The organism is Variovorax sp. AC103 (assembly GCF_979254005.1).
The window spans coordinates 16,663-40,316 of record NZ_CEEDFC010000035.1 but is presented as its reverse complement, the minus strand read 5'-3'; the positions used below and the strand labels follow the sequence as shown (position 1 = coordinate 40,316).

General features: G+C 64.7%; 23 protein-coding genes and 2 pseudogenes. 7 read left to right on the top strand and 18 right to left on the bottom strand.

The window, feature by feature from the left end; genetic code table 11:
• Nucleotides 1-307 precede the first annotated feature (307 nt).
• Nucleotides 308-634, bottom strand: a complete 327-nt coding sequence (locus AC0IYU_RS32880; RefSeq protein ID WP_472126013.1) for a hypothetical protein — start codon at nucleotides 632-634, stop codon at nucleotides 308-310.
• 275 nt (nucleotides 635-909) lie between these two features.
• On the opposite strand from AC0IYU_RS32880, the gene AC0IYU_RS32875 reads away from it, so the two are divergent.
• The 5 genes from AC0IYU_RS32875 (at nucleotide 910) to AC0IYU_RS32855 (ending at nucleotide 7,727) form a co-directional block, all read left to right on the top strand.
• Complete coding sequence (locus AC0IYU_RS32875) at nucleotides 910-1,584, top strand: response regulator (RefSeq protein ID WP_472126010.1); 675 nt, start codon at nucleotides 910-912, stop codon at nucleotides 1,582-1,584.
• A complete protein-coding gene (locus AC0IYU_RS32870; protein ID WP_472126007.1) occupies nucleotides 1,581-2,900 on the top strand; it encodes a sensor histidine kinase in 1,320 nt (439 codons plus the stop codon). The genes AC0IYU_RS32875 and AC0IYU_RS32870 overlap by 4 nt, the downstream gene beginning before the upstream one ends.
• 116 nt (nucleotides 2,901-3,016) lie before the next feature.
• Nucleotides 3,017-4,849 carry an alpha/beta fold hydrolase gene (locus AC0IYU_RS32865; RefSeq protein WP_472126005.1) on the top strand — a complete coding sequence of 611 codons (1,833 nt, stop codon included), beginning with the start codon at nucleotides 3,017-3,019 and terminating at the stop codon, nucleotides 4,847-4,849.
• Nucleotides 4,846-6,894: a prolyl oligopeptidase family serine peptidase gene (locus AC0IYU_RS32860; RefSeq protein ID WP_472126002.1), complete on the top strand. Its 2,049-nt coding sequence runs from the start codon at nucleotides 4,846-4,848 to the stop codon at nucleotides 6,892-6,894. Before AC0IYU_RS32865 ends, AC0IYU_RS32860 begins: the two co-directional genes overlap by 4 nt.
• Nucleotides 6,895-6,917: 23 nt before the next feature.
• The gene (locus tag AC0IYU_RS32855; RefSeq protein WP_472125999.1) at nucleotides 6,918-7,727 is read left to right on the top strand and encodes an esterase/lipase family protein; all 810 of its coding nucleotides are present in this window, start codon (nucleotides 6,918-6,920) and stop codon (nucleotides 7,725-7,727) included.
• Between the two features lie 13 nt (nucleotides 7,728-7,740).
• On the opposite strand, the gene AC0IYU_RS32850 is transcribed toward AC0IYU_RS32855, so the two are convergent.
• From AC0IYU_RS32850 to AC0IYU_RS32795, 12 genes and pseudogenes are all read right to left on the bottom strand, one after another.
• A complete protein-coding gene (locus AC0IYU_RS32850; protein WP_472125996.1) occupies nucleotides 7,741-7,974 on the bottom strand; it encodes a hypothetical protein in 234 nt (77 codons plus the stop codon).
• A gap of 213 nt (nucleotides 7,975-8,187) precedes the next feature.
• Entirely contained in the window at nucleotides 8,188-9,216 is a 1,029-nt protein-coding gene (locus tag AC0IYU_RS32845; protein WP_472125993.1) for a zinc-dependent alcohol dehydrogenase family protein, read from the bottom strand.
• Complete coding sequence (locus AC0IYU_RS32840) at nucleotides 9,206-9,622, bottom strand: tautomerase family protein (protein ID WP_472125990.1); 417 nt, start codon at nucleotides 9,620-9,622, stop codon at nucleotides 9,206-9,208. Before AC0IYU_RS32840 ends, AC0IYU_RS32845 begins: the two co-directional genes overlap by 11 nt.
• A gap of 8 nt (nucleotides 9,623-9,630) precedes the next feature.
• Complete coding sequence (locus AC0IYU_RS32835; RefSeq protein ID WP_472126041.1) at nucleotides 9,631-10,497, bottom strand: oxidoreductase; 867 nt, start codon at nucleotides 10,495-10,497, stop codon at nucleotides 9,631-9,633.
• Nucleotides 10,498-10,578: 81 nt separating this feature from the next.
• Nucleotides 10,579-11,385 (bottom strand): annotated as a pseudogene (locus tag AC0IYU_RS32830) (alpha/beta fold hydrolase); the annotation flags it as partial.
• 43 nt (nucleotides 11,386-11,428) lie between these two features.
• A complete protein-coding gene (locus tag AC0IYU_RS32825; RefSeq protein WP_472125987.1) occupies nucleotides 11,429-12,430 on the bottom strand; it encodes an SLAC1 anion channel family protein in 1,002 nt (333 codons plus the stop codon).
• 22 nt (nucleotides 12,431-12,452) lie between these two features.
• Nucleotides 12,453-12,893: a tautomerase family protein gene (locus AC0IYU_RS32820; protein WP_472125984.1), complete on the bottom strand. Its 441-nt coding sequence runs from the start codon at nucleotides 12,891-12,893 to the stop codon at nucleotides 12,453-12,455.
• A 24-nt stretch (nucleotides 12,894-12,917) separates the two neighbouring features.
• Nucleotides 12,918-14,012 (bottom strand): threonine aldolase family protein, encoded by a 1,095-nt coding sequence (locus tag AC0IYU_RS32815; RefSeq protein WP_472125981.1) that lies wholly within the window; start codon nucleotides 14,010-14,012, stop codon nucleotides 12,918-12,920.
• Between the two features lie 67 nt (nucleotides 14,013-14,079).
• A complete protein-coding gene (locus AC0IYU_RS32810) occupies nucleotides 14,080-14,892 on the bottom strand; it encodes an AraC family ligand binding domain-containing protein (protein WP_472125978.1) in 813 nt (270 codons plus the stop codon).
• A gap of 135 nt (nucleotides 14,893-15,027) precedes the next feature.
• Entirely contained in the window at nucleotides 15,028-15,315 is a 288-nt protein-coding gene (locus tag AC0IYU_RS32805; RefSeq protein ID WP_472125975.1) for a hypothetical protein, read from the bottom strand.
• Nucleotides 15,316-15,429: 114 nt separating this feature from the next.
• The gene (locus AC0IYU_RS32800) at nucleotides 15,430-15,843 is read right to left on the bottom strand and encodes a hypothetical protein (protein ID WP_472125972.1); all 414 of its coding nucleotides are present in this window, start codon (nucleotides 15,841-15,843) and stop codon (nucleotides 15,430-15,432) included.
• A gap of 241 nt (nucleotides 15,844-16,084) precedes the next feature.
• Nucleotides 16,085-16,264 (bottom strand): hypothetical protein, encoded by a 180-nt coding sequence (locus AC0IYU_RS32795; RefSeq protein ID WP_472125969.1) that lies wholly within the window; start codon nucleotides 16,262-16,264, stop codon nucleotides 16,085-16,087.
• Between the two features lie 626 nt (nucleotides 16,265-16,890).
• On the opposite strand from AC0IYU_RS32795, the pseudogene AC0IYU_RS32790 reads away from it, so the two are divergent.
• Nucleotides 16,891-17,189: pseudogene (locus AC0IYU_RS32790) on the top strand (transglutaminase-like domain-containing protein); the annotation flags it as partial.
• Nucleotides 17,190-17,345: 156 nt separating this feature from the next.
• Here the strand turns inward: AC0IYU_RS32790 and AC0IYU_RS32785 are convergent.
• The 3 genes from AC0IYU_RS32785 to AC0IYU_RS32775 all read right to left on the bottom strand — a co-directional run bounded on the left by AC0IYU_RS32785 (nucleotide 17,346) and on the right by AC0IYU_RS32775 (nucleotide 20,231).
• On the bottom strand, nucleotides 17,346-17,744 hold the full coding sequence (locus AC0IYU_RS32785) for a hypothetical protein (protein ID WP_472125966.1): 399 nt from the start codon (nucleotides 17,742-17,744) through the stop codon (nucleotides 17,346-17,348).
• Between the two features lie 398 nt (nucleotides 17,745-18,142).
• The gene (locus tag AC0IYU_RS32780) at nucleotides 18,143-19,723 is read right to left on the bottom strand and encodes a linalool dehydratase/isomerase domain-containing protein (RefSeq protein WP_472125963.1); all 1,581 of its coding nucleotides are present in this window, start codon (nucleotides 19,721-19,723) and stop codon (nucleotides 18,143-18,145) included.
• The gene (locus AC0IYU_RS32775) at nucleotides 19,710-20,231 is read right to left on the bottom strand and encodes an SCO family protein (RefSeq protein ID WP_472125960.1); all 522 of its coding nucleotides are present in this window, start codon (nucleotides 20,229-20,231) and stop codon (nucleotides 19,710-19,712) included. Before AC0IYU_RS32775 ends, AC0IYU_RS32780 begins: the two co-directional genes overlap by 14 nt.
• A 13-nt stretch (nucleotides 20,232-20,244) precedes the next feature.
• Between AC0IYU_RS32775 and AC0IYU_RS32770 the strand changes: the two genes are divergently transcribed.
• Complete coding sequence (locus tag AC0IYU_RS32770) at nucleotides 20,245-21,153, top strand: TetR/AcrR family transcriptional regulator (protein ID WP_472125958.1); 909 nt, start codon at nucleotides 20,245-20,247, stop codon at nucleotides 21,151-21,153.
• Here the strand turns inward: AC0IYU_RS32770 and AC0IYU_RS32765 are convergent.
• Nucleotides 21,142-22,116 (bottom strand): PDR/VanB family oxidoreductase, encoded by a 975-nt coding sequence (locus AC0IYU_RS32765; protein ID WP_472125955.1) that lies wholly within the window; start codon nucleotides 22,114-22,116, stop codon nucleotides 21,142-21,144. The two genes, AC0IYU_RS32770 and AC0IYU_RS32765, sit on opposite strands and share 12 nt — an antisense overlap.
• Nucleotides 22,113-23,648: an NAD-dependent succinate-semialdehyde dehydrogenase gene (locus tag AC0IYU_RS32760; protein WP_472125952.1), complete on the bottom strand. Its 1,536-nt coding sequence runs from the start codon at nucleotides 23,646-23,648 to the stop codon at nucleotides 22,113-22,115. Before AC0IYU_RS32760 ends, AC0IYU_RS32765 begins: the two co-directional genes overlap by 4 nt.
• Nucleotides 23,649-23,654 lie beyond the last annotated feature (6 nt).

Here is a 23,654-nt window from a genome sequence, read left to right as displayed (position 1 = left end):
TTGCCAGACGTGAGGTCTGGCCTGCAGCTTCAACGCCTCCTGCTTGAATTGGAGTGTGGAGCGCGCCCTCGTCGCCTTCGTCATTTGCGTTAAGTCGTCTAGAAAGGTCTCTCGCCACAAAGCGACGGCGACGCCTCCCGCGTCGGGCAGCAGACCCACGAGGTGCTGCGAGAGTTCGACTTCAGCGACGCGGAGCTTGCAGAGCTGGACGGCGCTGCTGCGGTCTGCCGGCCGCTACAGAACGAGCTCCAATCTGCCGCCTGAGTCGCGGGTCGCCATGGACAAGCGCAGCGCACCTTCAACGCAGTCAGTCGCGTTGACCGTTGCCCCATTTCTCGCGCTCTCTCCGCGCTCTCTTCTCTTCGAGCTTTTCGCGGGCTGGGCGTCCCAGTTCCTGGTGCATGCGTTGCTCTTCGAGAAAAAGGGCCATCTTGTTGTCGCGACGCTGCTGTTGCTGAAGCATGCAGCCCGTGAAGTTCGGCGAGCCGTACGTTGCGCCCATGCCGGCGCATGTCTCCCGGTCGTCATTCGCTTGTCCGGCTGTAGGGCTCGTGCTCAGCGTGATGGCAATCGCCATTGCGCTGCCCATGGAGAAGCCGCGCCAAGTGAAACGCGGCGTGAGGAGTTTCTTCATCTGATCTCTTTCGTGGTTGCTCCAGGGGGCGCGATGCCATCGCCTCCCACCGGTGGGCTGCCCAGTGCAGCCAGACAGAGATGGTCGTTGCTCAAGATTGCGTGAACATGGGCCCGGCTTGCCGATCGACGTACTGGCCGAATGCCCCTTCTTACGCAATGTTGCAGCAATGAAGGCGTGCAAGAGTTGAACTGAACGGTTCGGCTCCACGTGGGCCTGGCCATCCGGAGACCGATTCTCCCAACCACTTTCGTCAGAAACAGGGGAGCATTGCGATGAGAATTCTGCTGGTCGAGGATGAGAAGGAATTTGCCGATACTTTGCGCACGGCGCTGGAGCGAGAGCTTTTCGTGGTCGATCATGCCGATCGGTTGAAGATGGCACGAGAGGCGGTCCGGACGGAGTCGTATGACTTGATTTTGCTGGACAGGACGCTTCCCGACGGCGACGGCCTCTCGCTGATTCCAGCGTTCCGGGCCGAGAACCCGGGTCTTCCCATCATTGTGCTGAGCGCGCGCGGCGAAGTTCTCGACCGCGTTGCCGGGCTCGACGAGGGCGCAGACGACTACCTCATCAAGCCGTTCGCGCTCGAGGAAATGTTCGCGCGCATCCGTGCGGTGCGACGACGCCCCGCGGAACTCGGCGCCGAAGAGATCCGAGCCGGCGCGCTCGTCTTCGATGTGAAGAATGACGAAGCCATCGTCGCAGGGGTGCGGCTCGACCTGGCTCGCAGGGAGTTACGCGTTCTGGAGACGCTCATGAAGCGGCGTGGCAGAACTGTCTTGAGGGAGTTGCTCGAGCAGGCTGTCTACGGGTTCGACGACGAAGTGCAGTCGAATGCGCTCGACTCCCACATATCGCGCCTTCGCCGCAAGCTGACCGAAGCGGGGACGGGTGTGGAGATCCACGCAATCCGGGGTGTCGGCTACCTGCTGCGGGCGAATTCGTGAGTCGCAAGCCGCCGTCGCTCAAGCGGCCCCTCATTGTTCAGCCGCTGATTCTCCAGTTCGCGATACTTTTCATTTCGGTCCCGATCATCGTTGCCATGGCTGTTCGCATGGACAGCGGAGGGCCCTACACCAGCGAGACGATCACTCCCGTCATCGCCCGAGCGATCGCTCGCGGCGACGACGGCGGTCTCGTAGTCCGCATGACGCCGGAACTCGGCGAGCTTCGTTCGGAAACGCCCGATCTGTGGTTCGTGGCAGAGGACGATGCTGGCCGAAGCGTCGCGTTCGGGCAGGTCCCCTCGCACTATGCGTCGCTCGTTGGAAAGCTGAGCGATCTCTCGTACGCGCACTTCCGCGACCGGTCCCCGCCTTACCGGCTGTCGGCCGTGGTCCGCAGGGAGGTCGCGCCGGCCGGGACGATCACTGTCCTGGGCCACGGCAAGCTGAACACGCTGAGCCTTGTGGTCATCGTGGCATCCAACATTGCCGCCATTCCGATCTTCCTGCTGTTGTCGCTCATCTCGTTGTTCGTGACGCCGTGGATCGTCAGGCGGTCGTTGGCCGGTGTGTCCAGAATCTCGCGGGAGGCAGAGCAGATCGATGTCGGGCAGCGCGGCAAGCGCCTGAGTGAAGCGCAGGTGCCGAGCGAGATCGCGCCGCTGGTTCGAGCGGTGAACGAAGCGCTGGGACGGCTCGACGACGGCTACGAGCGGCAACGACGGTTCATCGCCTCGGCAGCGCACGAACTGCGCACGCCGATTGCCATCCTGCGTGTCAAAGTGGACGCTGCGGAAGATGCCGCGACGCGCAGGCTCGGCATCGACGTCGAACGGCTGGCCAACCTTGCCGAGCAACTGCTGGACCTGCAACGCATGGACTACGACAGGACCGACGAGCCCATCGATCTCGCATCGCTAGTTCGTCGCGTGGCCGGTGATCTGGCGCCGCTGCTGATCGCTGCGGATCGCACGATCGAGGTCGTGGTCGACGCGGCGCAACCGGTTCATGGCGACGCCGGTGCGATCGAGCGGGTGGTGACGAATCTTGTGCAGAACGCCATCGACCATGGCGGGCGCCATGTGACCATTCGGGTGATCGGATCGGCGTTCGAGGTGGAGGACGACGGCGCCGGCATACCGCCGGAGGAGCGTGAGCGCGTGTTCGAGCCCTTCCATCGACTGCGGCCGCGAGCGACCGGAACCGGGCTCGGTCTGCATCTGGTGCAGCAGGTCGTCGAGCGGCATGGCGGCCACGTGTCGATCCTCGGCGCGCCCGGTGGCGGCACGGTTGTTCGCATCGAATTTCCAGTTCGCTGAGCGCAAGGCGATGCGAGGTCGCGGGCGAGAGGCCATGTTCACGCAATCTTGAGCGGCTTCAATCACCGCTTGGCAGATCGCCGCAACCCTCACGCTCGTCGGAACACGCACCCCGAATGAAATCCAAGTTTGCACATTTTTTGATTTTGGGCGCCTTTGCCCTGACGCTCTCGGCCTGTGGCGGAGGAAGCGACGGGTGGGCCGCACCGGAAGCTCCGCCTGCACCCATCGTGCCGACGCCCCCGCCGGCAGACGCGCTCGATGCCTATCGGCAACAGGCAGTGAAATGGGAAGTCTGCGACGCCAGCATCCTGGGGACGGACGACGAGGCCACGCGGGCACGGTGGGAGGCGCTCGGCGATCGGGTGCGGTGTGCGGATGTGCGTGTCCCCATGGACTATCGCAATACCGCGCGAGGCGACGCCTCGGTGGCCGTGCTGCGCGTGAGCGCGGCCACGCCTTCCAAGCGGCGCGGCGCGCTGTTCTTCAATCCGGGCGGTCCGGGCCTGGACGGGCTGAGCATGACGTTCGGGCTGGTCGATGCCTTCGGCGGCAGCAATCCCGACAACGAGCAAGGCAAGCTGCAGCTGCGCCTGCTGGATGAGTTCGACATGGTGGGCTTTTCGCCGCGCGGGACCGGCGCCAGTTCGCGGCTGCAATGCGCCACCAACGAACTCATGAAGGACGTGGAGTTCGCGCCTTCATCGCGCAACGCGCAGAACGCAGAGAACATGCTCTACAACGCCCGCAAGATCGCCGAGGCGTGCCGGAAGAACCCGCTCACACCGTTCATCAACACCGAAGCCACCGCACAGGACATGGACCTGGTGCGCGGCCTGCTGGGCGACGAGAAGCTGAACTATGTGGGCTACTCCTACGGTACCTGGCTGGGTGCGTGGTATGCGAGCCGCTTCCCCGATCGTGTGGGCCGGATGGTGCTGGACAGCAGCATGGATTTCTCGGAGGCATTCGAAGTCAACGTGCTGATGCAGCCGGCTGGAAAACAGCGCGTGCTCGATCAGGTCATTGCACCCTATGCAGCGCGGCACCCCGATGTCTTCAAGCTCGGTACCACCCCCGACGAAGTGCGTGCCGTCTACCCCTCCCTGTCACCGCACGTCCAGGAGATTCTTCCGGAGTTCATGGATTTCGTGAGCACATCGAAATACGCCGACCTGCTGGTGCACTTTTTGACCGCGGCCCGTTTGCTGGACAAGGCCATCGCGGCCACCCCGCAGCTCACGCCCGCCAACCTCGCGCGGAGCCTGGATTCGCACGTATTCGTTCCCAGCGATCCGGTGCGAGACAAGCAGACGCTGTCGGTCGCGAAGCTCTTCTTGCTCCCCGCATACAACGAACGCTGGTTGAACCCGCTGCGTGAAGCCGAGCCGGTGGCACTCTATGACTGGCGCGCACCCTTCCAAAGCATTGTTTGCAACGACACACCGACCAACACCGATCCGAAGTTCTGGGTCGACGCAGGGGACAGCTTCAGCAAGCTCTACCCGGTTTTCGGCAGCAGGATGACGCAGAACCCCTGCATCTACTGGGGCGGGAACACAGAGACAAAGCCGCCGTTGTCGGCCATGAGCGGGCTGGAAGTGATGCTGGTGCAAGCCGAGAACGATGGCGTGACCACCATCGAAGGCGCGCGCAAGGCCTTCGCTCATTTGCCGCGCGCGAAAGAGGTGATCGTGCGACGTGAATACCAGCACGCTCTCTATCCCTACCTCGACAGCTGCGTCGACACGGCAGTGACGCGGTACCTGCTGGGTGAGTCGCCTGCCGAACGGGAGACGGTGTGCGAGGGCCATCCGTTGGCGCTCGACCGGCCGGCTCCGGAGCTGCGCGCAACGAACAAGTCGGCATCTGCCTTCCTCGATGCTGAGCGAGCACGGGAATCCATCGACCGTTTCAAGGACGGCATCGTCAACCGGAGCCCTCGATGATTTCAGTCGTCTATCCACAAACCCGCAGTGCCGACATCGTCGATGAGCTCTTCGGCCAGAAGGTCGCCGACCCTTTTCGTTGGCTCGAAGCAGATGCACGCAACGACAGCGAAGTGGCCGGCTGGATCGAGGCGCAGAACGAGGTGACCACGGGCTTTCTGGCGTCCTTGCCGGGGCGGGAGGTCTTCCGGGACCGGCTGACCGCGCTGTTCGACCATGAGCAGTTCACCGCGCCCCACGAGCGCGGGGGGCGCTATTTCTACACACGCCATGCCCGCCTGCAGAACCAGCCCACGCTCGTCGTGCGCGAGGGCGTCCACGGCGAGGACCGTGTGCTTCTTGAGCCGAACACCTGGTCCGACGATGGCACCGTGGCGCTGGCGGAATGGTCCGCCTCCAAGGACGGTGGCCATGTCGCCTATGCGGTGCAGGAGGCGGGTACCGACTGGCGGACCATCAAGGTCGTCGACGCATCGACCGGCGAGTTGCTCGAAGACAAGGTCGAGTGGGTTCGGTTCACGGCAATCGCCTGGGCGGCGGACGGCTCCGGCTTCTTCTATGCGCGCTATCCGGAGCCCGGCGACGGGGCGGCGTCCCGGGCAGGCCTTGCCGACCACACGGTCTACTTTCATGCGATCGGCACGCGGCAATCGCAAGACCGGCTGCTGTACGCAACGCCTGCGCAGCCCGAGCTGCTGCATTTTCCCGATGTCACCAGCAGCGGCCGCCATGCGGTCATCTACTCCACGCCCGGGTCCCAGACCAATTCGATGTCCATCGTGGACCTCACGAGCGACAGCTGGGAGGCTCGCACGGTGGTCGCCGATTTCGACAACGAATGGACGGTGATCGGCGATGCGGGAAGCACGCTCTACGTCTTGACCAGCCAGGGGGCGGAACGCCGGAAGATCGTCACCATCGACCTGGCGAGCTTGAATCCCATCGCGGTCGAATTGGTGGCCGAAGACTCTGCGGTGCTCAGCAATGCCTGGCTTGTCGGCGGGCGATTGATGGGCACCTATTTCGTCGACGTCAAGAGCGAGATCCGGCGCTACACGCTGGATGGCGAGCCCGACGGCAAGGTCGAGCTGCCGGGCATCGGCAGCGCGGGCGGCTTTCAGGGGCATCGGAAAGACAACGAGGCCTTCTTCATCTTCACCAGCTTCAATGCGCCCACCACGATCTATCGCTACGACGTGGCCGCCAACACGCAGGCCGTGTGGGCCGCGCCGAAGGTAGGAGTGGATCTCGGCCGCATCGTGGTCGCGCAGCATTTCTACAGCGCGAAGGACGGCACCCGCGTGCCGATGTTCATCGTTCGGCGCGACGACGTCTGCGGTGCGGCGCCGACCCTGCTTCACGGCTACGGCAGCTTCGGCATCAGCATGGTTCCCTTCTATGCGCCGGACCAACTGGCGTGGGTCGAGCAGGGCGGCGTCCTGGCCATCGCCAACATCCGTGGCGGCGGGGAGTACGGCAAGGCCTGGCACAACGGCGCTCGCCTGGACAACAAGCAGATCACCTTCGACGACTTCATCGCCGCCGCCGAGTACCTGCACGACCAGGGCATCGCGTCAGAAGACGGGCTGGCGGTCCACGGTGAATCCGCCGGCGGTCTGCTCGTGGGCGCGGTGGTCAATCAGCGCCCCGAGTTGTTCGCTGCCGCATTGCCGGGCGTCGGCGTGATGGACATGCTGCGCTTCAACCGGTTCACCGGCGGGCAGCTGTGGGTGGGCGAGTACGGGGACCCGGTCGACCCGGCGCAGGCGCGCAACCTGTTGGCTGATTCGCCATATCACAACGTGGTATCCAGCAGGCGCTACCCCGCCGTCCTTGCCACCACGGCAGACACCGACGATCGCGTGGTCCCCGCGCACACCTTCAAGTACATCGCGGCGCTCCAAGCCGCCGATGCCGGGCCGCGGCCGCACCTGGTGCGCATCGAGACCCGTGCAGGTCATGGCGCCGGCAAGCCGATGAAAAAGGTAATCGAGGAACTGGCCGACAAGTGGGCGTTCGCCGCGCACTGGACGGGGTTGACGTGAGTGCGGCCGCTGCTGCCCCAGCGATGTCCCGGCTGCGATGGCGTCTCTGGCTGCTGGCTGCCGCATGGAGTGCGGTCCTTGCGACCGCGCACGCGTCGCCGGTGGTGGACATCGAATCCGATGCGCGCTTCGATCCCGTCGTGGCCCAGGAGGCAATGAAATGCCCTGGCAATTTCAGGTTCGGTGGCATCTACATGTCGACGCCACCGGACGCCGCCAGGAAGGTCGTGCTCTTCGTGCATGGCGCCAACGGCTCGCCGCGGGATTTCCTGGAGGTTGCCAGGCATCTCGATGGGTCGAGGTATCAGGCATGGTTCGCGTACTACGCAACCGGCGACGCCGTCGCGCAGAGCGGCCATGCGATCGCCGCCGACGTGAAAGCCTTGATGGAACAGCACGGCATCTCGCGCCTGGCGGTATTCGCCCACAGCCTGGGTGGCCTCGTCGCGTGGGAGGCGCTGGACAAGCTCGGACCCAGCTTTGCCGTCTCGCGGCTGGTCAGCGTCAACACGCCCTGGGGCGGCAACTTCGCCGCCCAGCTCGGGGCATGGATTTCGCCCTCACCGCCGCCGATGTGGTCCGACCTTGCACCCGACAGCCAGGCCTTGTCGCAGATCAGGAACAGCCGCATCGACCGGCCGTTCACCCTGGTCTACACCGTCACACGGGACGACCCTCGCGCATTGGGCGACGGAACCATCAGCCTGCGCAGCCAACTGCACGCGGGAATGAGCCAACGCGCGTTCCTGATCGTCAAGGAAATCGGGACCCACGACTCCGTGCTGTGCGGCGCGGCAGCCAAGCGATTGAGCCTGCTGGTCGCATCGGATTAGCCATGGGTGGCCTTCAGGCGATGGTGGGGCCGTTCTTCAACCATCGCCCCTCTGGCCAGGTGCCGGATTCGACAGCATGCCGGGCTTGCTCGACCAACAGCGCCACGGCACAGCGCACATGCCGCCCCCAAGGTCGGCTGGCTGGCAGCGCGAGCACGATGGTGCGCGCAACCGGTGGGCCGGCCAGGGGCGCCCCCGAAAGCGTGCCGTCCTGCAGGTCTTGCGCCACGGCAATGGGAGGCAGCATGGTCAGCCCGCGTCCACCCAGCACGAGGCGTGCCTTGCACGCTCAATGCGTTGGTCTCCGCGGCGATGTCCAGTGTGACGTTGCTTATCGCGCAGGCGTGCTCCGCCAGTGCACGGATGCCGTGCGGCGCGCTGGGCAGCACAAGCTTGCCGCCAACCTGCCCGGTGATTCCAGTGATTGCGAACATTGATCCCCTTTTTGCGTTGTCGTGCATCACGTTTGGCAGCACGTCGCGCGGCTTGCCGCGATGTCGATCACGACTCGTCCGCTTGCACGGCCGTGCGCCACCTCCTCATGTGCGGCCAGCGCACCCCCGAAGTCGAAAGTGCGTGTGTCCATCCGTGGAGCGAGCTTGCCCGCTTCCACCAGCTGCGCGGCTTCCTTAAGGATCTGGCCATGCCGCGCGCGGCCTTTGCCTGTGAGCATGGGAAGCAACGTGAACACGCCGGAATAAGTCGCCGCGCGGAACGACAGGGGCGCCAGGGCGTGGGTGCCCCATCCGAGACAACTCACGACGTGTCCGCCATTGCGTCGTACGGCGTTGAAAGATGCATCGAGCGTCGCGCCGCCCACCGTGTCGTAGACCACGTCAAAGCCTTCCCCATCAGTGCAGTCGCGCACGTATTGATCGACCGTCGTGGCCGTGTAGTCGATGGACGTCGCACCCAAGCCGCGGATGTACGCCGCTTGTGGCGGCGAAACCGTCGCAAATACTTCTGCACCCAATGCCAACGCAATCTGAACAGCGACATGACCTACACCCCCTGCACCCCCATGCACCAGCACCGTCTGACCGGCACGGGTATGCGCGCGATCGATGAGGCCCTCCCACGCAGTGATGATCACCAGCGGCAATGCGGCTGCGTCGCGCATGGAGAGGTTCTTCGGCTTGCGAGCAAGCAGTCTGGCATCGACCGCTGCGAATTCGGCGAGCGAACCTTGTAAGCCCGCAACCCCCCCCGCCAAGCCATACACCTCATCGCCTGCTACGAAGTCTTCGACGCCGATGCCGATGGACTCCACGACTCCTGCCAGGTCCATGCCCAAGATGGCGGGAAACGGATGCTTCGCATGAGCTGCTTCGCCCGCACGAATCTTCGAGTCGAGTGGATTGACGCCGCTCGCGTGAATGCGCACGAGAACCTCCCCCGCGCTGGGAACCGGGCGCGCAAGCGGGGCTTCCGCGAAGGGTTCATTCGCAGCCGAAACGACGAGAACCTTCATCAGTTGCTCATCGGACATTTGAGGTTCCTTGCGTGTCCGCAGCCGCGGAGACGTACTGCGCTTCGCCATTGCCGTAAGACCAATTCGCTTTGAGCACCTCCACAAGGTTGATGCTGATGTCTTCGCGACGCATCTTCAAGCGGTCGTGCAAACCATCGGCGATCGATTGATAGAGGCTGCGTTTCTGGTCGTCCGTGCGACCCTCATTCAGCGTGATCTGGATGAACAGCGCATCCGCGGAGCGCTCGATCCCGAGGTATGTCGGGTCGAGGATCAGTCCCTCCAAAGTGTGCTCGGTGATGACCTGGAAGCGATCATCCTTCGGAACGCCAACAGTGAGCAGTGCGTCGTATACGACATCACCGATGGTGCGGCGGTGTTGGTCGGACTTGCCGGCGGGGAGATCAATGCGTACGAATGGCATGGTGGTCCTTAGGTGGAAGGTGTGAAATCAAAGTCGGTTGAAAGGCTGATGTGCCGCCATATCTCATCGGCCTGTATCCGCGCGCGGTCTGCCATCTCGACGATGTGCACTGCATCGCTGCCGAGCAACAAGCGCAATGGCGGCGAATCGAGGCCAGCGAGCGCGACGACGGCAGCGGCCGCCCTGACAGGATCGCCAGGTTGTCGCCCGTCGTAGTCGCGCTGGAAGCGCGCTGCATTGCCGACGGTGCCGTCGTACTCAGGCCGACCCGTCTCGAGCCTTGTCGATGCGCCTGCGAAGTCCGTGCGAAAGCCGCCCGGCTCGATCAGAGTGACCCGGATACCGAGCGGCCCAACCTCCTTGGCAAGCACTTCGGAAAAGCCCTCGACGCCCCACTTGGCGGCCGAGTAAGGGGCACGTCCGACCGAGCCCACGCGCCCGCCGACGGAAGAGAACTGGAAGATGTGCCCGCGTCCTTGCTCACGCATCGGCGGGATCACAGCCTTGGTCATGGAGATCAAGCCGAACAGGTTGGCCTCGATCTGCACGCGAAACTGCGCGAGCGACGTGTCTTCGATCGGCGCCATGTCGCCATAGCCCGCGTTGTTGACCAGTACGTCGATCCGTCCGAACGCGGTCAGGGCACTGGCCACAGCCGCATTGACCGCGCTCTCATCGGTCACGTCGAGCGCGACCGCGCGTATCCGGTCTCCGTATTTCGCAACAAGATCGGCGAGTCGATCGGGATCCCGTGCGGTTGCGACCAACCGGTCGCCGGCGTGAAGCACCGCTTCCGAAATGGCCCGACCGATGCCGCGCCCGCTGCCTGTGACGAGCCAGACTTTGCCGGCGGCGGGTGCCTCGGAACGGGGCACGCCGCGTCGTCCTGTCGATGCGGCGTGCGCCAGAGACACCCGGCCAAGAAAACCCCGCATCAGCGCGCCGATTTCCGCAGCGTGCGTCTCGAGCGCGAAGTGCCCGGTGTCGAGCAGGTGAACCTCTGCCGCCGGCAGGTCTTTGCGGTACACCTCGGCGCCAGCGGGAACGAACGCGAGATCATGGCGACCCCATGCGACCAGACATGGTGGCTGGTGCTTGCGAAAGTACGCCTGAAAGTCCGGGTACAGCGCCACGTTGGAGCGATAGTCCAGAACGAGGTCGAGATGGATCTCCTGCGCGTCCGGTCGACCCATGTAGGCTAGGTCAAGCGTGTAGCCATCTGGTGACACCAGCGACGAATCCGCCCCATGCAGGTATTGTCCGTCGCGAATGGCTTCGGCCGACAGCGACGCGCGACAGGCTTCGCGATGCGCAAGCGTCGGTTCGCGCCAGTAGCTTTGCCACGGACCCCACGCATCGCTCAGTCCCTCGAGGTAGGCGTTGCCGTTCTGGCTGACGATCGCGGAGATTTTTTCGGGATGTGCCATCGCGATTCGTAGGCCCACTGGCGCGCCGTAGTCGAACACATACAGCGCGAAGTGCGACAGCCCGAGCGCTGTGATGAAGCCGTCGATCACATTGGCAAGGCGGTCGAAGGTGTAGTCGAAATCGAGGCGCGAGGGCGCGATGGTCTGACCGAAGCCGGGCAGGTCCGGCGCAATGACGCGAAAGCTCCGATTCAGCTCCGGAATCAAGTCCCGGAACATGTGGCTGCTCGATGGAAAACCGTGCAGCAACAAAACGACGGGCGCGTCCGGCGGCCCGGATTCACGATAGAAGACCTCGACATCGTCGACGGTCTGAAATTTGCAGAGGGTCTTCATGCTGGTTGCCTTTCAATGCGAGTGTTGTGGTCTGCTGCTGCCATCAAAGGCTGAGCGTCTTGAGTTCGCCCCGTGCGACGCCTAGCAGCGTGCGGATCAGCAGCGCAGCGATCACCACGGTCGACAATGCAAGCAGTGCCACAGCGACAGCGTCGTAGACCGGTCCCTGCAGGACCAGGTCGATGCGCAGTGCGGCGATGGCCGCGGCCGCGAGCGGAAAGCTCACTGCCCACCAGGCGACCCTGAACGGACAGCATTTGGCGAGGTAGCGCAGCCGACCCAGCAGCACGCTGAGCATGAAGAGCATCAACCAGAACAGCGCTTGCGCGAAGAGGTCGACCTGACTGCTCGTCACGATGTACGTCGACGTACCGACTGCAAATGGCGCGAGCAGGATGAGCAGGCTCGGCTGCAGCGGATCGGGCATTGGGGCCTCGAACACCAGCCGCGAGAAGATCATCGTGAACATGGGGATGGTGAAGAACAACCCCACCGCCAGGCCGAACACCATGACGTGGAGCATCGACTGCAAGCCGAGCGCGGGCATGGCCAGCGGTATATCGAGCATCCCGACCACCGGGATGATCCAGGCCGGCGTGGCGTGCGCCGTTTGCTGGCGGTGGGTCATCCAGCGGTCGACGATGAACCATCCGAAGGCCGTCATGCCGATGGCACCCAGTGCCCAGACGATGCGCGCCAACAGCAGGCCGAGCGGTGCGAGCACGATCGGCAGCAGCAACAGACTGATGAGAAACGTACCGAACAGATTGCCGGCGATCGGGTGTGCGAATTCGGTACGCACGGCTTGCGGCGCCGTGAGCAGCTTTACGGCATAGCCGCCCGCGACGAGCAGACAGACGACGACGGCCAGCACGCCGATCGCATCGGAAATCAGCCGTGAGATGCCGAAGCGATCGTGCGCAAGGTGCCACGCCACGCTCAAGCCGGTCAGACCCATGACGGAGCCGAACAGGCCGACGGGCAAGTAAGCGAAGGTACCGCTCGGGCTGGGCGGCGCAGACGAGGTGTCGACGTTGTTTTCCATGGTGAAGCTTTAGATTCGCGGGCTACGAGCCCGTCGATTCCATGAGCGCGCGGTCCGTAGCCGGCAACGCGGCCAGCCATTGCGCTTCGTTACCAGGCTCCGGGAGCACGTGCCCGTATTCGGCCATGTGCGCGGCGGGCAATTCGACGAGATAGACCCACACGCTGGTCTTCGGCACGTTCGTTGCGCTCGCTACGGTGTCGAGCAGGCCGGTGAGCAATGCGAGCTTCATGTCCGCCGTGCGTCCGCCGCGTATCTGACCGTGGATGAAGACAGTGTTCGGTGCGGCAGGCGCACCGCCCATGAACCAGTCGCCTTCCGCGATGTCCGCGAAGATGACTTGCGCGAAAAAGCTCTGCGCCCCGGTCACTTCGTTGTGGGTCCGGGTAATGCGGCTGGCGATGCGTTGTTTAGCTTCGGCGTTCAAGGCGCCTGCGAGCGCTGACACGGTATAAGTGGGCATGTTCGTCTCCAGTGAAGGTCAGGCTCAATAGCTGGATGACTTCGCGGTCGGACCTGCGACAGGCGAAGTTTTTAGGATGGCGGCGATGGCTGCGACCGCAGTGTCGACATCGGCACGGCTCACGTCCAGATGGGTCACCGCGCGGATTTCGCCACTGACTTCGCCCATGCGCACACCACGCGTCGCAAGCTCAGCCAGAAAGCCGCCGTTGGACCAGCCGGTGCCAGTCGGGTCGAAAAACACCATGTTGGTTTCAGGTGCGGGTGTCCGGACCCGGATACCTTCGATCTCTCCAAGGCGGTCCGCGAGTCGACGTGCGTTGGCATGGTCGTCTGCCAGTCTCTCGACGTGATGGTCGAGTGCATGCAGGCAGCCCGCAGCGGCAATGCCGGCCTGCCGCATCGCGCCCGCGAAGATGTGCTTGTAGCGCCTCGCTTCAGCGATGAAGTCGCGGCTGCCCGCCAGCACCGCGCCGATGGGTGCGCCGAGGCCCTTGGTGAAATCCAGCCAGACGCTGTCGGCCGTCGTTGCAAACTCGACGGCCGAGGTGCCGCTGGCAACCACGGCGTTGAGAAGGCGCGCGCCGTCCATGTGCACCGCGAGTCCTTCTCTCCTTGCAAGACTCGAAACAGCCCGGAGCTCTTCGAGCGACCAAACGGCACCGCCACCGAAGTTGTGGGTCTGCTCAACGCAGACCAGCTTCGGCCTCGGCGCATAGGGGGTGGGCGTCGTTCGTAGCCGCCGGAGTGCCGAGCGCAGATCCTCCGCACTGAACACCCCACGCCCACTCGCAATCGGCTCTACATGCACGGCCGAGCTGAACGCCACGCCGGCCGACTCGGCGCGGATGATGTGGGCCATCCAGTCCGCAATCAATGCATCGGCCGGCTGTGTGTGGACCTTGATCGCAACGAAATTGCACATCGTGCCGCCCGGAAACCAAAGGGCTGCTTCTTTGCCAAGCAGTTCGGCAACACGCGTCTGCAACCGATTGACCGTGGGATCTTCGCCGCGTTGCTCGTCGCCGACTTCGGCGTTGGCAATGGCGATGCGCATCTTGGCGGTGGGCTGACTCTCTGTATCGCTGACGAGAGGAATAAGGCGCTGGGCTGACGACATGCTGTGACTCCGGTTGATGCCCCGAGAGTGACGCGACTTGTCGCTGGCGTCTTGAACGTTCCTTACCTCAATGCAACGCTTTGGCGAACTGGCCCGGCGTCAGGCTGGTGATGCGCTTGAAGTGACGTGACAGATGGCTCTGATCGCTGAAGCCGGTGCGGTCCGCGACTTCGGCCAGGCCTTGACCTCTGCGAATCAAGTCCTTTGCCCGCTCGATCCGCAGTGCGACCCAGTAGGCGTGCGGCGCCAAACCGATGGCGGCAGTGAACGAGCGAATGACCTGCGTTTCCGACACCCCCGCCTCGGCCGCCAGATCGTTGATGCTGAGCGGACCGGCATTGCAGTCATGGAGCATTTCGCGGACGAGCGAGACGGTGCGGGGCTGAAGCAAGCGGCCGTCCCCAACATGCACATGAGCGTGTCGGGCGAACAGCGCGCGCAGGAACATGAGGGTGCGCGACTCGCGCTCCAGCAGGTCGCCGAAGTGTTGCGATGTGCGATGCAACAACTCGAATTGACGATAGAGGGCATCGTCCTTGAACACGTGTCCGTCGAACGACGGCATTTCGTGGCGTGCTTCACCCAGCGCGCGTGCGACCAGCGCGGGCGATGGATAGAACATGCGGTAACGCCAGCCGCCGTCGCTGCCCGCCGATCCCGAGTGCACCATTCCCGGATTGATGACGCACAGCGTGCCTTCGGGCATCAGCAACGAGGATCGAGCACCGGGAGAAAATCGCTGCGCGCCACGCTCGATCACGCCGATGGCGTAGCTGTCGTGCAAGTGGGGCGGGAAGACGAAGTCCTGATAGTCGGCGCTGAGGTAGTCGACAGGCTCGAGTGCGTCGTCCGTCCACATCCGGATCTGGTTGGAAGGCATTTGGGGGTTCTGTTGGACCGGATCGACAGCCGGCTGCATTCATCATGAACCTTCCGATGGTGCTCAACAGGACCCTGTTGGCAGCTGGGTTACCGATCGTGCTGGGTCTGAGGGGCCGCTTCGCCGAAATGAGCGTTAGCCGGAGACAGGCTGGTCAGGGTACATCAGTACCCACAACTGCATCAGGTCAGTACTGACCTCATCAGCGGTCTCGAAGTCGAGGTCAATGAGGCTCTCGTAGTCTTCCGCGGAAAACCGGAGATTCTGGATGGCGTCGGCGAGTTGGGCCCTAGATTCGAGTTCGTTCATCGGGCTTGTAGGCGACGCGAGCACTTTTCGCAGGTCGTCGGCTACGGGCAGGTCCCGCATCGCAGCAAACCAGCGGGCGCTTAACAAGGAGCGGAAAGCATTGCTGGGTTCCATGGGCGAATGTCTGGTTGTGGCCGACTGCAGGCAAAGCATACGCAGCGTAGCGCCCATGGTGGCCGCATGCCTTCGCTACAAAGTGCATATCTGGCGAAAGCAGGACAGGACAATTTAGTCCGCTGATCTGCGGTGGAACAACGGTGCTACACCGCCGATAAATGGCAATAAAAAAATGATCGCCCAAGATGTTGTCTTCCCCATAGAAGTCACCCATAACAAGAAGACAAAGGTGGCTGCGCTGACGACCCCAAGCAAAAGCGAGCAAGCGCGGAGCGGGAATCGCTTAGACAACGCCGCCCCAAGTCCGAAACCGACGACAAGTAGGAAGGTCGCAACAACGGACAGAAAGCAAAGGATCTGGAACGCCCCGCTTTTGCTCCAAGCGTTCTCCACGTGCTCCACGGAAAAAACCAAGAGGATGCTTGTCAGCACGAACGTGACAAGACCGCCACTTCCAAACCAAAGCAATCCCATGCTTGATGCTCTGCCTGCCTTCATGTGGTGCTTATCGACGTCGAATTGCATGAGGTCGTCTCTTTGAAGGATAGGCGCGAGTGTCTGGTTGTGGCCGTGAGCAGCGATCTCAACGCAGATCTTAAAACGGCAGCAATCGCTGGCGGTACTTCCCGGACGCCTTCGACGAGGAAGTGACGGCCCTTCGCTGCCTGCAATCCAAAAAACGTCTTGTAGAGCGTCTTCAGACGCATCTGTTGGATGCTATCGAGATAAGAGCGCTTATCAATGCACGGTTGAATGCTCAGCAGACCTACTGGCGCAGCAGCCTGTCCAACGGACTGAAATGCCAAATGGCCATCTGTTGTTGACCAGCGCCGGCATACAACAGGACGGCATTTCTGTGCGCGTCCAGACCATCGGGCTGCAGTCGCAGCGCCCCTTCGTATTTGGCGAGCGCGCCTTCGATATTCCCTTTGCCTTCTTGCGACACCGCTCTATTGAAGTGAATCAGCGGGTGTCGGGACAGTGGCCGTCGCCGCGGTTGCGAACAAGCTGGCACGAACGATCTGGGCAGTGCTGGCACGCGGTCAAGCCTGGCGCTCTGAGGTGTGGAAGGCCGTGCGCTGACGACGAAGAGAACGAAACAACCACTTTGAAGGAGGGTAAGGGACCACGCATGTGATATGACAGACGGGTCGGACCGCGACGGGACACTCCGATAGAGAACAAGAGCAGCAAGCTCATTGATCAGATGCGAACGCCGTCAGGAAAACCATCAGGGACAGCGGGCATATCAGCTTGCACGACAGGCCAGATATGAGACTGCAGCCCTGCCTCCTGAATCTTCATGCAGCGAATTCTTGTAATCCGGGAGGCGCCCATGTAAAACCTTCCTTAGCGGTGGCCTCAAGGGTGCTGGCGTGCTACGGCCAATGCTGTTTAGCCTGGCTTCAGTCCCGCAGCCTTGATTAGGTGCGCCCATTTCTTCTTTTCAGTCTCGGCAGAGGCCTTTAGTTCCTCGCGCGATCGTGTCTGCGGCTCGATTCCCAGCTGCATGAGCCTGTTGCCTACATCCGTTCGGGCCAGCTGCAGAGCCGCTATTGCCCGTCCGACAAGATGGGTGAGCGCGCCGAGCAGATCGCCGGCGACGCGGTGCCCGGCTATGCGCAAGTCGAAGCCATCCAAAGCTGGATCCACACCAACCTCGAATACCGGTACGGCGTGGCCGGCGGCTCTACTGATGCCCTGGACATGCTTGACGATGGCACAGGGGTGTGCCGGAACTTTTCCATGTCGGCATTTCGCTGTGCCGCGCACTGCATCTCCCCGCCCGCCTCGTGGACGGCTTCCTGCACGAGCTTGACCGGATGGACATGCACGCATGGTTCGAGGCCTTCGTCGGCGGTCGCTGGTACACCTTCGACGCCACGCAGAATCAGCCTCGCGGGAGCCGCATCGTGGTGGCCTATGGCCGCAACGGGGCGGATGTGGCCTTTCTTTCCAACTACGGCCCGTTGGAGATGGGCGACATGAGGTCACGGTGGAAGAAATCGAATCGAGCGAGACGCGCGTCAGTTCCGCTTCACGGTGAGCGCCACGATCGCCACGCCGGCGGCCACGATCAGGGCGTCTTCGATCAACCCGCTGCGGGTCTGACCGATGTGCGCCATCGCGCGCTTGCGGCAGGCGAGCGTGAGGTAGGCCAGGGGCACGGCGGTCGCGACCGCGGTGGTTGCGCCTGCTTGCTCGCGCCCGCGCGGCGCCAAGGCGGCGCCCGCAATGCCGGCGCTCATGACCCGCGCCAGCAGCCCCAGGAACACCGTGCGGTCGGGCGCGGTCTTCATCTTGTCGCCGAACAACTCACCCGCGCCCATGGCCAAGGCGGCGTACTTGAACACCGGCTGGTCGAGCAGCAGCAGACGGCCCGGTGTGCGATTGCCCAGCAACCGCGCCGCGGCGAGGCTTGCCATCGGTGTCATGGAGCGGGCGCTGGCGACGGCACCGATGAGGGCGGAAGAGAGCAATTCTTGAAGCTTCATTTCCAGCTGGAGAAAGTTGACGACAAAAAATCGTTAGCGGCTGCTGTTCTTCCAAACTTCGGCAAAGTACGCGTCCATGGGTAGGACGGAGGCTGCGGGGTTCGCGTGCGGACAGGTCTGCGGCAGCCTCACGAAAAAGAACCCGCCAAGGCGGGTTCAAGAGACAGCAAAGGGTTGGACGGAGTTGGTCGAGGTGCTGCCTCGATGCCAATCTAGGCCATGCCAAAGAGCGCGATTTGTAGGCCAACTGCCTGATTCGCAAAGAACGCTGGTGGTGCCGCTGAGATCACCGGTTCACCGCGTCGGGCGCAGGCGTCTGAAGCGGTGCTTCAGGCTGCGCGCGGCGCGAACACCAGTTCGAAGTCGCGCGCCTCGCCCTCGGGGCAGGTGAGCCCGATGCCGCCTGCCACCGCGCGAATGTCGAATGCCTGCGACGCCGTCAGCTGCCCGCCAGTGCCTCGCGCAACAGTCTGCCCGCCTTGCATGAGCGTCCAGTCGCCGCAGTTCGCCAGCCGCCCGATCTCGATGTCGAAGCCGCCGCGGCCCGCGGTGCAACGGCGCACCGTGAAGTGCAGCCGGCGCTCGCTGCCTTGCGCCGCTTCCGCCACATGTGCCCGCAGCACATCCACGCCGTCGTCCACCTGCGTCAGGGCCGTGTCGTGGTGGTGCGACGCCGGCCATGGCTCGTTGTACAGCCGCCAGAGCCCATCGGCCACGTTCAGGCTCGCGTAGCCCAGCAGCACGTTGCCGGTCATGGCCTCCACGAGCGTGCGGTAGCCGTCCTTGTCCGCCAGCACATCGTTGCGTGGGTAGTGAAAGCCACCGTCGCGCCAGCTGGGCGACATGAAGCGCTCCGCGTGCTTCATGAGCCCGTCGAGCACGGCGGTGTCGCCCATTTCCGAGGCCCAGGTCGCGGCCCAGCCGAAGTCGGAGTCGTCGTTGACGATCTTCTGGCCCATCACCTCGGGCCGCTCGAAGGAGCGCACCGACAGCATGCCGTCAGGCTCGTGAATGAGCCAGCCGGCAATCTGCGCGGGGTAGTGGGTGTGCACGAACTCGCGGTTCCACATGTTCATGAGGGTGCCGCACCATGCGTCGACCCAGGGCGACGGGCCCGCGTTGTCGCGGATGGCGCGGGTGTCCTGCGACATCATGGTGTTGTAGTGGCCGTTGGCGCCCAGCCGGCCGAACTGCTCCCATGCTTTCTGGTAGCCCTGCGTCACTTCCTCGGCCATCGCTTCGCCGGTGACTAGGTCGTGCATGCGAAACCCGAGGATGGCGGGCTGGTTGCAGATCTGGAACACGCAGTTGGGCTCGCACGCCACGCCCACGTAGCCGCTCTCGACCATCTGCCAGTAGATGTGCTGGTTGAGGCTGGCCTGGTCGTACTCGAAGCGCCGTTCCTTGCCGCCCCAGAAGAAAGACCAGTAGCTGAAGGTCAGCGCGCCGGGGGCGGCGTAGCGGTCGTCGTCGAACAGGTAGTTGTACAGCAGCGCCATCGACTGCACGTAGGCGCTGTACATGATGTTGTCGCGCCCGACGGGGTTCCAGTCTTCGGCGTAGCCGCCGGACAGGTGGGCGTTGAGCACGCTGCCGCCGCGGCTCACGCGCGCCCAGTACATCCACACCTCGGGCAGCAGCATCTTCTGCATGAAGCGCTCGAACACCGGCTTGAACACGCCCGGCGCGGCGGGCAGGCGGTGGCGATGCGCCAGCGCCAGGGCGTAGGCCATGTACGCCATCTGGAAGCGGTAGCCGCCGAAGTCGTCCTGCCCGGTGCCGCGGCCCTGCATGAACGACCAGTCGTTCACCGGCTGGCGCGACAGGTTGGCGAAATGCCGCAGGTGGCCGGCCTGGCGGTCGCTCAGGCGAAGGATGCCTGCTTCCGTGTTCGAGTCAGTTGGCGGCATTGGCGGTGCGCTCCAGGTGGGTGCGAAGGCGCGCGGACACCGTGGCGGCGTCCAGCGTTTCCGCGAAGTGGGTGGCGTAGCTGCCACCCGGCGCCATGAGGTAGGCGAGCGCGGTGTGGGGCACGACATAGCCGCACGGCGCGTCGGCGTCGGGCACGGGCGCAGCGAACACGCGAAACGATTTCTTCGCGGCCTCGACCTGCTCGGGCGAACCGGTCAAGCCGAGGAAGCCGCCGGCAGCGTGCGTGGCTGGGTGGGTGTACCGCGACAGGTAGCGCTGCAGCACGGCGGGCGTGTCGCGCGCCGGGTCCACCGAGATGTACAGCGGCTGCACGCGTTCGGCCAGCGGGCCCAGCATTTCCAGCGCGGCGCTGAGCTTCGAAAGCTCTCGCGGGCACACCACCGCGCAGTGCGAGAAGCCGAAGAACACCAGCAGGTGCTTCGCGCCGAAGCTGCCTTGGTTCACGGCCTGGCCGAAGTGATCGACCAGCTCGAACCGGCCGCTCACCGGTGCCGGCGGCGTGAGCGTAGACGCAACCGGCTTCGTGGCGGCGGCTGCAGCGCAACAGCAGGACGGGGTGGCGCTGGCAAGTGTTTCGGGCATGGCCGGATTTTATTTGAACGTGTTCAATAAGTATCGGGGTTTTCCCCGCCGCACCTATACTTTTGCGTTCTGTCACCTGGTCGTACCGATGCCATTCCGCAAGCCGAGCAGCGAGGTTCTCAGCCGCGCCCGCACCCCCGAAGAAAAGGAGCGGGTCAAGGCCGCGTTCATCGCCGCCGGCCGCCGCCTGGTCAGCCAGGAAGGGCTGGCGGCGGTGTCCTTGCGCCGCGTGGCCACCGAGGCCGGCTACGCGCCGGGCGCGATCTACCAGTACTTTCGCGACCAGCAAGACCTGTTCTTCCACATTCGCGGCGAAGACATGCAGGCCGCCACGCAGAAGTTCAGGCGCGTGGTCGCGCGCACGCCCGACCCGGTCGAGCGGGTGAAGAAGTTGTTCATCGGCACGGCCGACTACTGGCTTTCGCACATGGAGGATTTCCTTGTCATCTTTCCTGCACCCGCGGCACGTTCGGCGACCGACGGGTTCGCGAAGTCGCAGGCGGTGCGCGACATCCTGGCGCTGTACTACGAAACGGTCGATGCGCTCTTCGAGACGATCGCGCGGCCCACGCTGTCGTCGCGCGCCGCCGCGGACGTGCTGCTGGCCGCGGTGCACGGCACGGTGCTGTTCCCGCACATGACGCCCGGCATGCCGTGGACGAAGACACGCACGATGGTGCGGGAGCTGGTGACGACGATGGTCGACCAGTGGGTGGCGAAGGGTGGAAAGAAAAAGCAGCCCGCAGCCACCAAGCGCAAGCCCCCAGTGCCTGGCCCGGCCTCAGCCCTCGCCCCCTCCCGCACGCCAGGCAAGTCACAGGTCTAGCACCAGCGTCGCGGTCTTCGCGCCCGAGCAGCAGATCATCATGCGGTCGTTCGCGCGCTGCTCCTCGCTCGACAGCACCAGGTCCCGGTGGTCGGGCGTGCCGGCAAGCACCCGCGTTTCGCATGAGCCGCACACACCCTCCATGCATGCGTAGGGCGCGTCCACGCCGGCGGCCAGCAGCGTGTCCAAGATGGTCTGGCCTGGCGCCACGCACACGGTTCGGCCGCTTCGCGCCAGCTCGACGCGGAACCCGCCTTCGCTCGCGGGCGCCTCCCTGGCGCTGAAGTACTCCATGTGCACCCGTTCGCGCGACAGGCCGGCCGTGGCGGCCTCGAAGGCCTCCAGCATCGGGCGCGGGCCGCAGCAGTACAGGTGCGCATCGCCGCGCGCTTCGGCCACGATGCGGCGCAGGTCCAGCCGCTGTTCGCCGTGTTCACCGTTTTTGTCGTGTTCGCCGTCGAAGCTGAAATGCACCCGCCCGGGTGCCTGCGCGTCCAGGGCCAGCAGCTCGTCGTGCCAGGCGGCGCAGGCGCGGCGGCGGCAGCCATAGAACAGCTCCCACGAGCGGCCCAGCGCCTCGAGCCGGCCGATCATCGAGCGCAGCGGCGTGATGCCGATGCCCCCCGCGATCAGCACGGTGTGCGGCGCGGCCTCGAACAAGGGGAAGTTGTTGCGCGGCATGCCCACGCGCAGCGTCTGGCCGACGTGCAGCTGCGCATGCACCAGCGCCGAGCCACCGCGGCTGGTCGGGCTGCGGTGCACGCCGAGCACGTAGCGCAGCGTTTCGGCGGGCGGGTTCGACAGCGAATAGCTGCGCACCATGCCGTTCGGCAGGTGCAGGTCGATGTGCGCCCCTGCCGTGAAGGGCGGCAGCGCCTGCCCCGGCAACGCCCGCAGCTCCAAGGAGTGCACGCCTTCTGCTTCGAGGCGAACCGCGTGCAGCCGAACGTCGAAGGTGCTCATGCGTGCAGGGCAGTGCGAGGTGAGCCGGGGGAGCCAGAAACGCCGAGCCCATCGAGCCCGCCCAGGCACACGTACTTCACGACCAGGTATTCCTCGATGCCGTGATACGAGCCTTCGCGCCCGATGCCCGACTGCTTCACGCCGCCGAAGGGCGCCACCGCGGTCGAGATCAGCCCGCTGTTCACGCCGACCATGCCGACTTCCAGCACGTCGATGGTCCGCCAGATGCGTGCGTGGTCGCGGCTGTACACGTACGCGCCCAGCCCGAACTCCAGGCTGTTGGCGTGCGCGATGGCCTCGGCGTCGTCGTCAAAACGAAAGAGCGGCGCCACGGGGCCGAAGGTTTCCTCCTGCGCCAGCAGCATAGATGCATCGGCACCAGCCAGCACGGTCGGCTCGTAGTAGCTGCCGCCGAGCGCATGCGGCTTGCCGCCCACCAGCACGCGCGCCCCGCGCGCCACCGCGTCCGCCACGTGGCGCTCGACCTTGGCCAGCGCGTCGGCGTCGATCAGCGGGCCGATCTGCGAGCCCGGCACCGTGCCTTCGGCCACGTTGAGCGCGGCGACGGCGCCTGCGAGCTTGTCGGCGAAGCGCTCGTAAACGCGCGCATGCACATAGACCCGGTTGGCCGCGATGCAGGCCTGGCCGGCATTGCGAAACTTGGCGACCATGAGGCCGTCGACGGCCGCGTCCAGGTCGGCGTCTTCGAACACGATGAAGGGCGCGTTGCCGCCCAGCTCCAGCGACAGCTTCTTCAGCGTGCCGGCGGACTGGCGCATCAGCAGGCGGCCGACCTCGGTCGAGCCCGTGAAGCTGAGCTTGCGCACCACCGGGCTCGCGGTGAGCGCGCCGCCGATGGCCACCGGGTCGCCGGTGACCAAGTTGAACACACCGGCCGGCACGCCGGCGCGCACGGCCAGCTCCATGAGCGCGAACGCGCACAGCGGTGTCTGCTCGGCCGGCTTCAGCACCATGGTGCAGCCGGCGGCCAGCGCGGCCGCCGCCTTGCGCGTGACCATCGCGTACGGAAAATTCCACGGCGTGATGGCCGCGCACACGCCCACGGGCTCCTTCAGCGCCACGATGCGCCGGTCGCCCGAGGGCCCGGGAATCACGTCGCCGTACACGCGGCGCGCCTCTTCGGCATACCACTCGATGAACGAGGCCGCGTAGCCCACCTCGGCGCGCGCGTCGTCCAGCGGCTTGCCCTGCTCGGCGGTGAGGATGCGCGCCAGGTCTTCGGCGTGCGCGAGCATCAGGTCGTTCCAGCGGCGCAGCACGCCGGCGCGGGCGGCGGCGGGCAGGCCCTTCCATGCGGGCAGGGCGGCCTGGGCGGCCTCGATGGCGCGTGCCGTTTCGCCGGCGCCCATGGCGGGCACGGCGGCCAGCAGCGCGCCGCTCGCGGGGTCGGTCACGTCGAAGGTCGCGCCGTCGTCGGCGTCGAGCCACTGGCCGCCGATGTGGGCCTGGGTCTTCAGCAGCAGCGGGTCTGCGAGTTGCAGGCGCGCAGGCAGGGTGGTGGAGCTCAGCATGTCGTG